The organism is Vibrio sp. N418 (assembly GCF_000222565.1).
Classification (GTDB): domain Bacteria; phylum Pseudomonadota; class Gammaproteobacteria; order Enterobacterales; family Vibrionaceae; genus Vibrio; species Vibrio scophthalmi.
In genome coordinates this window covers 28,786-43,962 of record NZ_AFWD01000051.1, presented here as the reverse complement: position 1 = coordinate 43,962, position 15,177 = coordinate 28,786, and the positions used below count along the sequence as shown (strand labels likewise).

At 43.9% G+C, this 15,177-nt stretch carries 11 protein-coding genes; 5 read left to right on the top strand and 6 right to left on the bottom strand.

The window, feature by feature from the left end; genetic code table 11:
• Positions 1-120: 120 nt before the first annotated feature.
• Positions 121-1,629 carry a DUF3360 domain-containing protein gene (locus RH86_RS10230; protein ID WP_009386112.1) on the bottom strand — a complete coding sequence of 503 codons (1,509 nt, stop codon included), beginning with the start codon at positions 1,627-1,629 and terminating at the stop codon, positions 121-123.
• 767 nt (positions 1,630-2,396) lie between these two features.
• Here RH86_RS10230 and RH86_RS10225 point away from each other — a divergent pair.
• On the top strand, positions 2,397-4,805 hold the full coding sequence (locus RH86_RS10225) for a beta-mannosidase (protein WP_009386111.1): 2,409 nt from the start codon (positions 2,397-2,399) through the stop codon (positions 4,803-4,805).
• Between the two features lie 147 nt (positions 4,806-4,952).
• Here the strand turns inward: RH86_RS10225 and RH86_RS10220 are convergent, their stop codons facing one another.
• From RH86_RS10220 to RH86_RS10205, 4 genes are all read right to left on the bottom strand, one after another.
• On the bottom strand, positions 4,953-5,783 hold the full coding sequence (locus tag RH86_RS10220) for a lysozyme inhibitor LprI family protein (protein ID WP_009386110.1): 831 nt from the start codon (positions 5,781-5,783) through the stop codon (positions 4,953-4,955).
• 51 nt (positions 5,784-5,834) lie between these two features.
• Positions 5,835-6,710 (bottom strand): hypothetical protein, encoded by an 876-nt coding sequence (locus tag RH86_RS10215; protein WP_009386109.1) that lies wholly within the window; start codon positions 6,708-6,710, stop codon positions 5,835-5,837.
• 82 nt (positions 6,711-6,792) lie between these two features.
• Positions 6,793-8,526 carry a DUF3859 domain-containing protein gene (locus RH86_RS10210; protein WP_009386108.1) on the bottom strand — a complete coding sequence of 578 codons (1,734 nt, stop codon included), beginning with the start codon at positions 8,524-8,526 and terminating at the stop codon, positions 6,793-6,795.
• 311 nt (positions 8,527-8,837) lie between these two features.
• Positions 8,838-9,770, bottom strand: coding sequence for a DMT family transporter (locus RH86_RS10205; protein WP_009386107.1), 933 nt, complete (start codon positions 9,768-9,770; stop codon positions 8,838-8,840).
• Positions 9,771-10,025: 255 nt separating this feature from the next.
• Between RH86_RS10205 and RH86_RS10200 the strand changes: the two genes are divergently transcribed.
• A complete protein-coding gene (locus tag RH86_RS10200) occupies positions 10,026-10,808 on the top strand; it encodes a ribonuclease H family protein (RefSeq protein ID WP_009386106.1) in 783 nt (260 codons plus the stop codon).
• An 82-nt stretch (positions 10,809-10,890) separates the two neighbouring features.
• Here the strand turns inward: RH86_RS10200 and RH86_RS10195 are convergent, their stop codons facing one another.
• Entirely contained in the window at positions 10,891-11,835 is a 945-nt protein-coding gene (locus RH86_RS10195) for a hypothetical protein (protein ID WP_009386105.1), read from the bottom strand.
• A gap of 223 nt (positions 11,836-12,058) precedes the next feature.
• On the opposite strand from RH86_RS10195, the gene RH86_RS10190 reads away from it, so the two are divergent.
• Genes RH86_RS10190 through RH86_RS10180 form a run of 3 tightly spaced genes read left to right on the top strand, consistent with a single transcriptional unit; the run spans position 12,059 to position 15,153 of the window.
• Positions 12,059-12,565: a DUF3087 domain-containing protein gene (locus tag RH86_RS10190; protein WP_038219557.1), complete on the top strand. Its 507-nt coding sequence runs from the start codon at positions 12,059-12,061 to the stop codon at positions 12,563-12,565.
• A gap of 20 nt (positions 12,566-12,585) precedes the next feature.
• A complete protein-coding gene (locus RH86_RS10185) occupies positions 12,586-13,794 on the top strand; it encodes a hypothetical protein (protein ID WP_009386103.1) in 1,209 nt (402 codons plus the stop codon).
• Positions 13,795-13,833: 39 nt separating this feature from the next.
• The gene (locus tag RH86_RS10180) at positions 13,834-15,153 is read left to right on the top strand and encodes a hypothetical protein (protein ID WP_009386102.1); all 1,320 of its coding nucleotides are present in this window, start codon (positions 13,834-13,836) and stop codon (positions 15,151-15,153) included.
• Positions 15,154-15,177 lie beyond the last annotated feature (24 nt).

Below are 15,177 nucleotides of genomic sequence, written 5' to 3'. Positions count from 1 at the left end.
AGGATAGCTGTAATCCTTCTATAGCTAAAACGAAGGCCTCGCGTTTGCGAGGCCTTTTTGTGTTGCGAGCAAAGCTTAATCTTAAAAAGGATCAAACATTCAATCACTCTTATTCAAAGGTTAGCGAAAACTGGGCATGATTGCTGGAAGCCCAGGTAGCAGGCCAACCAATGCCATCACGCCACTTAGCACAATAAACATAATGCCAGGCAACACCCAACGGCTCATTTTACTCAGTTCACTGCTACGTTCTTTACAACCGACTAAGCCTAAGTTGTCCAACAGCATGGTAAGAGCCCAGCCAAATGCAGGGTTAACGAGTGCTGAAGAAAAGACAACAATCGCTGCCGATTGGGTGGTTTTCCCTTCACGCGTCATTTCCATTCCCGCTTCTAGCAATGGCACAAACACCCCAACAATAAGCGCAACACACAGTACAGGTTGCCATATCGCCAAATCCATTGGGTAGCCCCAAACCGCAGCGATGATGCAGAACAGAGCCGTCAGCAAAGCGCCGGCAGGAATAGGGCGTTTGGCAATCGCCGCCGGTATGATGTAAGTGCCCCATGAAGAGGTGAAATTCGTGCCACCAAGCAGAGAGCCGAACATTTGACGAATAGAAGCCGTGGTCATGGTATCGTCAATGTTCATATGGACTTTTTCGGTACGTTTTGGATAGCTGATTTTTTGAAATACTTGATGGCCTAGAAAATCGGGTGACCACATCGCGACTGCTAAAATCGCAAACGGCAATACCACCATGAAATGCTCAATAGTTGGTAAGCCTAGCATCCAGCCGGTATCTTCTCCCCACCAATACATTGGGTTCATATTGGGCAAACCCGGTTCGGTTTGAAAAGAAAACGGTGCACCCATGGCAAAAGCTAACGTACCACCGAGCAAACAACTAAGAGGGACTGCTAGCCAACGTTTGCGAAAATGTTCCAATAAAGCATAGAGAATAATGGTGCAAAAGATCACGACAAAAGCAATATGGCTCATGTTGATTCCTTCAGCCCAAGCGAACAGCTTTTTCACTTGAGAAACGGTTCCCACAAAGCCAAGGTAGAGTAACAAGCCACCACACACGCCTTTACTGGTGAGGTTTGCCAACATGCTGCCGCCTTTACTGATGGCTAAGAGTAAGCCAAATGTGCCAATCAACACACCAAATGCCATAGGGTGCCCGCCTGCGGCAACCACAATTGGAATTAAAGGGATGAGCGGGCCGTGTGTTCCTGCTAGGTTCGCGGTCGGCAATAAAAAACCGGAGAAAAGAATGATGAAAATAGAGGCGATGAGTAACTCATAACGAACATTTTCTAAAATAAAGTCTTCGTTTAGGCCTAGCGCCCCGGCAAAAGTTGCAGCAATGGCACCCACCATAACCACTTTACCAATGGTTCCCGCCATTGCAGGAATCGTATCTTCTATCTCAAATCGATAATCTTTAAACGGCAGATTGGGACGCCAACGTTTAGGCGCCATGATTTGTAATTCATGCTCTAAATATTGTTCTCGGGAAGCAAATTCTGAGCTTGGTTTATGTTGCTGTTCATAAGTGAGTTCATCCTCATTGACTTGAGGCTGATCAGGTCGTATATGTTGGGATTCTAAAGTGCTGCTCATGTTGATTCCTTTCGTTCACACTCTAAGGTGTGTTATTTCAACAAACGTTATTGAATCACGGCGCGAAGATTTAGCGGAGTCGCTATATATTTTCTGCCACAAAGAACTCGGCGGTTCTATTTTATTTATAAGTAAATGTATTAATTAATAAGTTAACTCACTATTAAATAGGAATATTAAATTAACTTTTTACTAAAGCTCATCATTGAAATTAAGTTGTTGTTACTTTATACCAAACCTAAAAAAACAAACAGTCTCAGTCAGTTAGACATTAGTCGTAGAGCGCGCTGGAGAGTATGAGAAGCTTTGGCGAGTAAGAGGGATTGAATTTATAGGCTACTCATTTTATTAGTAATTAAGCAAGACGATAAACTGGAGGATGGTCTTATCTTTTGTCGTTATTATTTTTGTAATAATGATACTAGATGCTTATTTGAATTAAGACTTTGGGGGCGTAAGACAATTGTTGTGTTAACGAGTTAGCCGATAAATGACTGAGAATTGCGGTGTTAAATCGTGGTTGGAAACCATTCTGTATGGGATGGTTTGGCGAATATCGATTAACGAATTTCTCAACCGGCGAAAAGCCGTTTCATTCAGCGGCTACCAAAGCCTGTTAGCCGCTTTCATAGCGCGTTCATAGCGCTGAAACTGCACGTGAAGTACGCCGCATTTTGTGTGCAAATAACATGTCATTTATTCTGCTATCACATCCTCAGGATTACATTGAGTCAACCTGTTCTAATAATAAAATAAAGGTGTACCCAATGGTTCATTTGGAACTCAATGGAACGTGGCGTTTGACGTCGCCACAGCGTCCAGATATCGATATCGCAATGACGTTACCGGGCGATAACGTAACGGCATTACTGCAAGCAGATCTCATTCCTAATCCTTACCTTGCCGACAACGAAGCCAAAGTTCGTTGGATTGAAGAGTGTGAATGGCACCTCTCTCGTCAGTTTGAGGTAGATTCAGCCATATACTCAGCAAAGCACGTTTGGTTGACGCTAACCCGCGTTGATACCTTGGCGACCTTCTACATCAATGGTGAACAATCATTCCAGTGCAGTAATATGTTTGCGCAGCAACGTGTTGATATAAAGCCCTTTTTAAAACAAGGCAGCAATACGATTCGAGTGGAGTTTGCTCGCGTGGATTTGGAAGGATTAGAGCGCGCAAAAACATTGCCGTTTCCGATCCCTTCCGCCATGGGGAATAACCAAATACCACACATGAATTTGATCCGTAAAACGCAATGTCATTCTGGTTGGGATTGGGGGATCTGCTTGATGGTCTCTGGCATTTATGACCCGATCCAAATTGATGTGATCAGCGATTTGTGGTTAAAAGGTTTTTCGACCGAACAGCAATGGCAAGCGGATGGCAGTGTGATTGTAACGGCGTTGGTCGAAATAGAAAGTGACCATCATCTGCACGAAGTGAGCGTGGATTTGAATGGGGAGCGCCAAACCATTCAAACCCAAGGCAGTGGTCACTATCCATGTCAGTTCCATATTCGTCAGCCTCAGCGCTGGTGGCCTGCGGGCTATGGTGAATCTTACCTTTACTTGATTAGCGTTTGCTGCGCCGAGCAGACGTTGTCACGCAAGATCGGTTTACGTCAGCTCCATTTAAATAATCAAACCGATCAACATGGCTCTGCGATGGAATTTGTCGTTAATGGTATTCCGATTAATGCCAAAGGTGCTAACTGGATCCCGGTGGATGCCATGCCCGGGAGAGAGAGTGAAAAGCGCTATCGTGATCTGTTACAAAGTGCTGTCGATGCCAATATGAACATGATTCGCGTTTGGGGTGGCGGCCAGTATGAAAGTGATACCTTCTACAACCTGTGTGACGAGCTAGGCTTGTTAGTTTGGCAAGATATGATGTTCGCGTGCTCATTGTATCCCTCTGATGATGGCTTCTTGAAAGAAGTGGAGCAAGAACTTCGCTTCCAAATTCCGCGCTTAAAAGAGCACCCATCGATTGCGTTGTGGTGCGGCGATAACGAAGTGATTGGTGCGATTGGTTGGTATGACGAATCCAAGCACAACAAAGTGAAATACACCGTTAATTACGATCGCCTTAATCGAATGATAGAGCAGGTTATCGGTCAGCAAGATGATTCACGCCGCTTCTGGCCTAGCTCTCCATGTAATGGCGAGTTGGATTTTGGCGATGCGTGGCATGACGACAGCAAAGGCGATATGCACTTTTGGGATGTTTGGCACTCAGGTAAATCATTTGCGGCTTATCTTGACGTTAACCCACGTTTTTGCTCGGAATTTGGTTTTCAATCATGGCCGTCTTTTGCTGAAGTGAAGCAGTTTGTGCCCGAGCAAGATTGGAACGTGACATCGGCGACTTTTGAGCAACATCAAAAGAATCCGCGCGGTAACAGCATCATCACCGAGATGTTCACGCGTTACTACCGTTTCCCGACGGGCTTTGAACAAATGCTGTATCTAAGCCAAGTGCAGCAGGCTATGGCCATCAAAACCGCTTGCGATCATTGGCGCGCCATCTCGCCAGTGTGTCGCGGTATGCTTTACTGGCAATTGAATGACAACTGGCCGGTAAGCTCTTGGTCTAGCTTGGAGTACAGTGGTCGCTGGAAGCAATTGCATTATCACACTAAGCGTTTTTTTGCCCCGCAGTATTTGGTGTTCTCAGAACATACCGGCAAATTAAGCCTGCATTTGTTGAATGATGGCAAGCAATCCGTCACCGTTAACGCGCAGCTTCAATGGGTGGATTGGCAAGGTAACGTAAAACAGCAGTGGCCGATAGAACACACCGCATCGCCAGACAGCAACGCAGTGGTTTGGCAGCTAGATGACGAGTTTAAGACGCTAGACCTAAAATCTGGTTTCTTCTATGTCGAATCACGCGGTGCACAAACCCGTATCAGCAATACATGGTTTAGCACTCATGAGCTAAAAACATTACCAATGGAGAAGGCAAACATTGAAGTGAGCATTGTAGACCGCCAAATTACGTTATTGGCCGACAAACCCGCCTTCTTTGTGCACTTAGAGTGTGATACCGCTGGCCGCTTCGACGATTCCAGTTTCACGTTACTGGCTAATCAACCGCTGACTATCACTTTCTTAGGCGAGGATCTCGCGGCAATGGCCGATTCATTACGCGTCTACCATTTGATGCATTAAGTTTGGGTCATGAAGCGCGTGAGATTATTAATACTAGAGGGCTTATAAAGACAAAAGGGAGCTTTGGCTCCCTTTGTGGTTTTTGGCATAGCGCGACGGTTTTTTTGCGGGATGGGGCTTTGCATTCGTTGCGAGGTCCCCGCAGATTTATTCTTCGCTGATTAGCTTATCGCCGATGAGAACCTCGTTAACTTGAACAACGGTGACGTGTTCCGCCACAACCGCCAGTATCTCTGCTTTGACGCGTTCAAAAAGTGCTGGGTCGCGATAGTAGAAAGTCAGCGTCGGTTTATCGATTTGGCTGTTGCCCATCTCATCCGTGTAATGAATGGCCGCAAACACCATCGCTATCTTGTTTTTATTCGTAGTGCTTTTATTTGTAGTGATTTTATCTATCGCGACTATGCCTTTTTCAGGACACGAATGCTGACGACACGACATCGCGATCACCACTTCTCCATTATCTTGATAAGCCTGAGGAGGGCCACTCATTAGCGCCGCGAAAGCTTCTGAGGTTAACAATGGTGTTTTGCTGAGAAGGTAGCTGGAATGATCGCCAAAGAAATCAGCTCGCAATAACCTAAATTCTCTATTCCAAATAAGCTGATTACTATCTGAAATATGTGGCAATTCAGCGATTAGGCCTTGTTGAACAGTCTTTTTTTGTAGTGTAGCGATGCGCTTCGCGTAAAGAACCGCACATTCAAACGGTGTTATACATTGCTGATTACGCGCCTTGAGCCAAGCGCGTTGTTCGCGTTTTATTTGTTGTACAACATCGATGCTATCTTTGTTTAGCGTCAGATAAGCGTAATACTGGTGATGCAATTGCTGATCTAGATTTGACAGTTCATCATTGCTGCAAATCATCTTTTCAACTGGCGCACGCGCTTGGGTGCAATCAAAGCTAGCCGCATAGCTGAGGTTGGCAAAAAGACACAGACTACTAACGATCGATAGAAGGGCGAGCTTCATCATTGTCATTCTCTTTATTATCACAGCTTAATTCCTAGCTCTTTATCAAAAAGCTTAAAAGTGGTACCGCATCTCTTTGGCGACAGGGTATTGCGTGCCATCAAAGCGCAGCGTCGTCGTTTCTTTCTTGATATCAATAGTGCTGTCGACGCACTCAAAGGAATCTTCCTCTCGGGTACTGCGGAAATGCTTAACTTGCGTTTTAACCGTTAATGGCGACAGGTTAGGCGCTTGCTGATTAGGGTTATTGATGATCACAATACGTTTGGTGCGCCAAAACTCACCAGCACAGGTGGTATCACTCTCACCGCCAAATTGATTAACAATCAAACTGTCGACCAGTAATGAAATTTGCTTGCCTTGGGGTTGAGTTGCGTCAAATTGAAACAGGCTCAACGACTGACTGTTGTATGGGTAACCACCAGAGCCAGAACTGCGACCGACCTTTACGCCAAAGGCCGTTATTTGATCATTTAAATGATATCTTGCGGTATCTAGTGCGATTGAACCCACTGAGATTGCGTCGGAGAAAAGTGCATCGACGAAGAGTTTTCGCGCCAAAATCTGTTTGGATTTGGTATCGACTACCAAGATTTCAAGATCAGCCGTTGAAGCGGCCCATCCCCGTTGCTCTTCTTCATAATAATCAAGCTTCACCGCCAGTAGGGTCAACTCCGGCTTGGCTGGCCATACTTTGCACACGGCATGTGAGCTAAAACCTAGGTCGATAGAGCGCTGGTATTCATCATGTAGCTGCAATTGATAAGGCTCACCATCATTATTGGTAAGCGCTGTGGCCGTTGGGTAAGCCTGTTTTAGAATCGGCAGTAAATTCTGCTGACAAAAGTCATTTGCGCTAGCAGAAAAAGAGATCAGCGACAGCAGAGCTGTCGCGATAGTTAGCTTTACAGCATTAAGTGATAATTGCATTGTTCTTATTTACTTTTACTGGGTTACTTTTAGTGAGCTGCTTTAGTTGGATTACTTTTGCTTGCACTGCTTTTGGTATTCGCTACTTGAGCAAACAGCTACCGACTTGGCTAACATCCAGATTGCTGTCGTGTTCTATATAGTTTTTCGCCATACACGCAGTATAAGAGCTAAAGAAAGCTTTTAATTGTGCTTGAGTGGTTTGACGAAGATGAGGCTCCATCGCCTTTAGTGCCTCTTGCTGGCATTGTTCTTTATAAGGTTTTAATGCCGACACACAGCTTTTTGGATTATCGAATGCTAGGCATGAGCGGTATTTGTCTTGCGCACACAACACCCCTTCACCTTCTTTGATCAGTGTCGCCATGGTAAAACGAGGATCGTTGGTTTGATTTTCAGCGCTGTTGTCATCGGCATTTAGTAGCATAAATGAGCGTTTGGCGATCACCGAATCGCGATAGAGGATTTCCAGCGTCCAACGACCTTCGACTAACTCGTATTTTTCGCCAAAGTACCACAGAGCCAAGTTGTTATCATGGGCGAGCATGGTGTCGTTCCAGCTTGATGTGGTGAAGCCTTTACCACTTTTCGGATCGGTAATGGTTGGGTGAGTCATGCGCACGGTGATCGGGAACTGTTTTTGATTTGCCAGTGCAGGGCTGACTTCACCTTGAGCATTTTTAGGTAAGGTGACGGCATAGCGAAAACCAATATACTGGCCAATGGTTGGCATCACAATTTGGCTAGCAACAATGTTATATTGGCTGCCGTTTTGGCTGATGGTGCCACCTTCAATCACGCTCACTCGTGGTGAGAGCAAATTGGCGATGCCTTGTTGATCGAGCGGTTTGTTTGCCAATGCCACCGGTGTGCCTTCAATCGACAGCATTTCAGGGTAGTAGTCGACGTTAAAGATTAAAGTGCGTAGAGGATTATTAAACGCGACCAGTTTTTCTATTTGGGTAAACGGTGCGATATCCAACTCTGCAATGCGGTTATTGTTTAATTCAAGCTCGCTCAGCGGCGCTTGTGAATTAAATTCAATATGATCAATTTGGTTATAATCGGCTTTGATTTTCTCGAGTTTGGCATTTTGACCTAGCATCAGTTCTGGCAGCTGATTATTACGCACCGACAGGACTTTTAGATCTGGATTTTGACTCACATCAAGCTGCGACAATTGGTTACTTGGCAGGTAAAGAAATGCCAGTTTTGGATTGTGCGATAAGTCGATGTTTTCGAGTGTCCCGACCGATAAGTTCAACATTCTAAGTTGCGGGTTATTCGATAGGTCGATCGTCGACAACTGATGGCGGCTGACCCCAAGATCTCGTAGTTTGCTTTGCTGGCTCACATTAAGGCTAGTGAGTGGTGTTTTATACACATACAGGCTAATCAGTTCCGGATTGTCGCTCACGTCAATCTCGGTGAGTTTATTGCCCGAAATGTTCAAACTATGCAACTTTAGGTTACTAGAGACATCGATAGCAGTGAGTTGGTTTCCGCCAAGAACTAGACGTTCTAACTGCTTCAGATGGCTGACATCAATTTCGTTAATCTGATTATCCAGCAGCACGATATCGGTTAGTGCGGGCATATAGCGGATTTCGCTTACATCACGGATTTGTTGGCCGTTACAATTTAGTTCAGTCACTTGTGCAAGTTCAGTCGCGCCAGTTTCTTCAACGCATTGGGCGAAATTGGGGTCGACAAAGTTAACCTCGCTGATCAACTGCGGCGTCGGGGACAGAGTACAACCATTTAGAGCGAGAAGAGCCGAGGTAATAATAGCGATGGAAAACTTCGGTGATGTCATTTAATGCGCGTCCTTGGGGTGTTTATTGACTGAATCTTAGCTTACAACGTGTACCAATCAACATAAGTCTTTGAATATGGTTACTACTGATTAAATCATGCGAACCATTGTGCCAATTTGAAGCACTTGCTTAACCTGATTGATTTTACGCTGAGTCTAACCAATAAGAGGTATAGCTGTTTAAGCGGAAGAAATTAACACAAAGTGCGAATAGTGGCATATAACTATTTGAATAGACTGATATCAAACTATGCGTGATGTGATGTACCAACCAAAGCGGTTAATTTTTCATCGCGGATAAACGATGTTGGCTATAAAGATTGATTGGCTTTTAACGAATAGCGACAACCGAAAATAACGATAGATGCCCCAAGTGCTTGAATGAGGGTGATGGTTTCTCCTAACGTGAAATAGGCGACCACTGCCGTTGCAATTGGAACCAAAAGTTGCAGCATATTGAAGGTAATAACGCCACTTTTTTTGATGATGTGAAATGCCATCAGCATGCCCGTTACCATGCCATACATGCCAGCTAAGAGAAGAAATACAATCAAAGAGGTCGAGGTGTCCGCAAGTTGATGAATTTTGCCACTATATATCGCAAGAGCTAAGTTAATTAAGCCAGCAATCGTGGCTGTTGATGCACAGATAACCATGGTGTGGATTCGATGAGAGATGCTTTTAACCAGTAAATTTTGTATGGCGGCAATGGTGATAGCGATGGTCCAGAAGAAAGAACCCAGTACAAAGTTTTCACTCGCCGCGGTTTGAGCGGCACTAAATATAAAGATTAGCGACCCTGCTATTGCAAGAGTGGAACCGGATATAAAGCGAATGTCTTTGGCCTTCCTCCGCTCATCTGAATAAAAAAAAGCAGCCATAATTGTTGCTATAGGGAGAGCAAGAATGCAGAAAACGCTGCCCGTTAGAGCCGTTGTTAATTGCATTCCATTCATAAAAAAGTACATGTTAGCGGTCATGAGTACACCGACTAAAAGCAATTTCACGGCAAGAATGGGGTCATGTAGTATTTTTCTTATGTCGCTTCGATGCTTGAGGGCGATAAGGAATAGAAAAAGAGCACCACCAGAAAGAAAACGGATAGCATTGTTGTTCAAAGTGTCAAAATTTAAGCTGGCATAACGCAAAATAGGGAAACCCAAACCAATAAGAACAACATAAGCACTAAATAGAAAGTGATCGTTGTTAGCTCGATTTGAGATTGATATAAGGCCTTGAATCATGCATTTCTCCGCACTAGCGATCCTAAGTTAGATGGATTTTACGGAGAATATTTTCATGTTCAATTTTAATATGAAAATATTTTTCATTCTGTGTGCGAAGCCTCATTTGATAAATGGGTAATATGAGGATTTAGAAGCGGTGACTGTTTACTCTAAAGAAAAGCTTTAGTTCATGATGATTTGCAATTCTCTTCGTGACCTGTATTGTCCAACGAGAATGTTTCATTTAGTGATAACGCATAAGAGATTAAGACATTGGCTACAAAATATTACGTTGTCTGGAAAGGGCGTGAAACTGGCATTTTTACTACGTGGGCACAATGCCAAGCGCAGGTTGATAAGTTCGCTGGTGCAAGATTTAAATCGTTTCCTACGTTAGCGGAGGCGGAAGCAGCGTTTGGTGGCAAAGCGAGCGCGCGTACCAGTCGTTCTACCGGCAAAGGGTTTAAATCTACGGCTTCTAAAGTGGCGAAAAAGCCTAAAGCAGCACCGCTTAGCCAGCAACAAATCACAGAGATGCTGTTCGATATCAAAATCTTTACCGATGGCGCGTGTGAGCCGAATCCGGGCGAGGCGGGTACGGGTTTAGCAATTTACCAAGATAACCAACTGTCTGAGTTGTGGTATGGCCTTTATCAAGGAATGGGCACCAACAATACGGCTGAATTGAATGGTTTATACCAAGCCTTTTTGATCGCTCAGCAGAAAAGTGAGCAAGGGCTGAGCGTCGCGATTTACTGCGATTCAATGTATTCGATTCAGTGTATTACGCAATGGGCGGCCGGTTGGGAGAAAAAAGGCTGGGTGAAGCAGGGAGGAGAAATCAAAAACCTTGAATTGATCCAGAAAATGTACGCGTTGTATAAGCAGATCAAGTCTAAGATGACGATTTATCATGTTAATGGCCACGTGGGCATTGAAGGCAATGAATTGGCGGACCGCATGTCGATTATTGCGATTGAATCGCAAGAAGCGGCACTGAGTCTGTACCGCGAATCATCGAACATTGAAGAGATTTTGGCCTCACGCCGTGGCTAGTCACTAGGTAAAATCAATAAATGGGCAAGTCACATCATGGCTTGCCCTTTTTTTGACGCAAGTGGGCGATCTTGGCAGTTTTCTAGCGCCATAAATCCTTATTTGGATCGTTAGCCTCTATCCAATCGGCATCTTCTCGCGCGTTCAAATAGAGCTGTAACCCGTTATAAGAAGCAAACGCCGCCGCGCCGCCTAGGTGTTCAAATTCGTCAAAATATTCATCTTCTAACGTGCACAAGTCAGCAAGTGTGTCAGCACCTTTTTCCATCGCCCACTGAATCGCGAAGATAGGTGCAAGAGTGCCGGCAACCTCAACTGCTTCGATCGCATCATTGATGGTGCTTTGAGTTAATCGCTCAAATTCCGCCTCGCGCTTTTCTGCTTCTTGTAGGCCTATTTCTTCGATGATCTGGTGACGACGAGCTGGTGAAATACGCTTATTCAATTTGGCGATTTTTAGCGCATAAGCAAATTGTTTCGTCATTACGATATCCACCAGTTCAGTCAGTAGATCTTTATCGATGCCAGTTGCATCGACAAAAAAATCGATACAGGCATTGAGCGATGAATAACGTGTACCATTGAATTCAAAACCACTGGTGTCATCGAGCGTATAGAAAGGTAGGTCGTCAATACTGAGCGGCCAGCCTTCAAATGCTATACGCTGTTTGGCAATCTCATACATCTGCCATGCACTTTGGCCAAACCCACCCAAAATAGCTCCGGAAAAATTACTCTCAAGCAGCTCTTGTTCTGTCCAGTTTTCACCAATGGCGAGGTGCTTGGTGTATTTGGTGATCAAGGCTTGTTTTAGATAAGCACGCAGCACCCAAATGGAATCGACCTTGCTGGGATATTTGATTGAATCACATTCGCTACAGGCTGGTACACTGAGCGCGGTGTGTTGAGATTTTTTGCTCGCATGACGCGGAAAGAGCAGGCTTCGAGATGAAGGCTCACCACAAAACCAACAAATATGGCGACAATTAAACGGGATATCGATAGAGGTATGAGCGTGATTTGACATAGCAATTTAAAACGAGTTCTGATGGCAGCAGTGTACTTGCTAAATGGCGCTATGTATCTAGTGATGTGACGGTTACTCAATGGTTGTTGAATGCTTGAGTTTACAGTTAAAGGGAGGCAACTTTAAAACTACCACTTATGTAACTGACTGAAAGGTGTATAATTATCGCCTTATTAAAGGCTGTCGGTAGGATTTTAGACAGGCCATGCACAACGGATTACTCATGCAATTACAGACTATCGATAAGCAACTATACCGTTCACGTTTAAATATCGTCATCGTTGCTTGCATTGCCAGTTTGACGATATCGAGCCTTGCCATATCCCAGAGTTTAATCTACCTGTTTCCCTCTCCAGAAGGGTCGCACTTTCATTGGAATCTACTCGGTGTCGTACTGAGCGCAATAGGGCTGGTGGTGGTTTTACTCAAACTTAAAACACAGCCAAAAATGCGCGAAGTGGCTTATGTGTGGGACCTTAAGCAGGCGTTAAATCTTATTTATCGCAAGAATAGAAAGCTGCTCGCGGCGGCAAAAGCGGGCAATCAAGATGCGATGCTCGCACTGCAGTTTAGTTATGCAGGCTCTCGCCAATTATGGCAACTCGATGACAATACCATCACCATGGGCAGCCTTAATGAAGCGCAATCTCAGCTTGATCAATGGCTTGAGCAGTACAATGTTGAGCTGGATATCAGCCGATACAATTCAGATTTACTTAAAGCATTTTAATTTAAAGGTACGAAACAGAAATGAAGCGGTTTACGTTAGGTTTAGTCGTAGTTTCTACGCTTTTTTCCAGCTACTCGTGGTCAAACGATGAAGAGAATAACATCCCACTGGATGAGCAACAGCAGATTGACCAGATGGTTAGAGAAAGATCCTTTCCAAAATTTAAAGGTGAATCGACTGAAACGAGAATGACCAAAAATCCGATGGATTGGGAACTCTATGTTGATATGTCGGGTGAGCATCCACTGGAAAAGTGGGACGCTCAACATGAGCAGCCACAATTGATGTTTTACTACCAGCCTTTGTCGGCATTCTACATTATGAACTTGAATGGTAGTGATGTTCGCAAATTGCCAATTAACGAAGAAATCCCGCGCTTTTACAATTCTGATGGTGTGCTTCGATCCCCAACAGGACAGTACTTTTCCCAGAATCGCTCCTTGTATGATTTAAAGACAGGAGACAAGCTTGCCATTGAGGAGTTAAGTGGTGTTTATAGCTTCTCAGTGGATGGGATTAGTGCTTATGTTGCAATCAATAATTTGCCTTATAAGTTAAATTTACAAAGCTTAGAAAAAACGCCAATGCTACCCGAGAGAGTGGAAATTAAAGGCATCACGAGTTCGCCAAAAAAACGTAATAGAGGCGTGATTGTTGATGAGACGAATGACCGTTTCTATTGGATTGCTGAGCAAGGAAATTATTACTATTACACGACATATCGACTTTCAGATGCCAGTATAGATGAGCGTCGTATTGAGGGTGACTGCAAGTATGACGATGGTGACGAGGTAAAAAATGAAGTTAATAAATTTGTTTTATGTGGTTTGGGAAAACGAGCAGGCAACCATATAAGTACGGATCCATTAAGCTATGACTATAATGACTTTCAATGGATCACTAAAAACAAAGTGTGGGAGAGTGGTAAACCATCTCGTCCGTTGAAAGTTGTCCGTAATAAACAACCTGAAGAGAGTGGTTGGTTTGACAAGGTTGTCTACCATTACAGTTTTTACAATACAGAGAGAGAAGATGTGATTGTGCCAAATGACCTCTCTGCTTCAATATTTATTTCTCAATCTTCATTAGAAAAAATAAACAGTACGAATTTAGCGTCATTCTTCCCAGCAATTCCAACGCGGGCGGATTATGAAGAATCTTATCAGCGTCAGTTTAAGGATTATCTTGCGTCGTTGAAGCAGGCCGGTCTGTCTCTTGCTGAAGAATAAGCATAGTCGAGCACAGTCGTTGATATTGAGAAAATAAAAATGAAAAAAATTATAGTAGTTATATTGGTCGCGCTTATCTCGGTGGGTGGCTTGGCGTATTTGCTAGCAAACTACGGTAAGGAAACGCCTACGACGCGAGAGCAGCAAGTTGATGATATTGTGAAATATCAGGAATTTACCGATCGTGCTGGCCAGGTTATTTGGGATATCAATATGACAATTCCAGAAAACCCTAGCTTAGAGGCTTGGAATGCGAACCATACAGAGCCACAACAAATGTTTGGTTTTAATAAAAATTATTACATTGCAAATATGGATGGTAGTGACGTTCGTATTTTAGTCTATGGCTTGGAAATTCCTAAGAATACCTACCGTTTAGAAGATGCGAGTATAGTTCGTTCCTATGATGGTCGTTATGTGAAATTAAGACGTAATAATAGTGACTGTTTTATTTTTGACCTAAAAACGCGTGAGAAAATAAAGACGAAATACTGTGGTCACTTTATGCCAAGTCGCAATGAAACCTATATGGAGCTATCAGACCCTCATAGAATGATCGCTAAATATGACCTTGCGACGGGTGAAAAAATTGAATTGGCAAATACATCCACTCTAGAAGGCGTTCCCGTTGCGAAAGGTAAATTTTTTCGCTCAACGGGCAGCATGTTAGTTGATGTAAACAATGATCGACTTTTTTGGCGAGTCTATATATTAAACAATGATGAGAGAGATGCGCCGCTATGGGGCGATGAAGAAAAAGTAACGCTGGAATTCCAATTATCCGATATGACGTATATTGGACGAAATACACGATTGCCTATCAACTGTTTTGAACGAGCGCAAGATGAAGATTATCTTGTTTGCGAGGGTCGTTCTCAAAACAATGGGCACGAAAAGAATGATACGGCTTATTCTTGGCTAGACCCTGAAAAGTCACTTGATGTCTTTCCGCAGGATCACATAAAAGCGTTACAGTTTGGCAAGTGGTATTTCAGTGAACGTGACGGCGTCACTCGTTTGCGTCAACCGTATGAACATAGCCAATTTGATCGCATGGAATATCGATATTATGTGATTACTGAGGGCCAAAAACGCAATACATTGGCTTACGAAGACGTCGCAGTGAATTACTACATTGCGCCGGCTTTGCGAGAAGGATTTGACAGCGTTGATTTGCGTCAATTCATGCCAGATATGATCACTCGTCAAGAATATGAACAGTCGGTTCCGAGAGTGAAAGAGAAGCTGCGCATAAGCTGTACACGTAGCGATGATAAATTTGACAGGTGCAGAAGATTCTACGAGCTAAATCGTGTGTTTGATGATGTAAACCAAGTTCGAGAGTATATGAATAAGTAAGTTTATCAATGACATAGTGATATT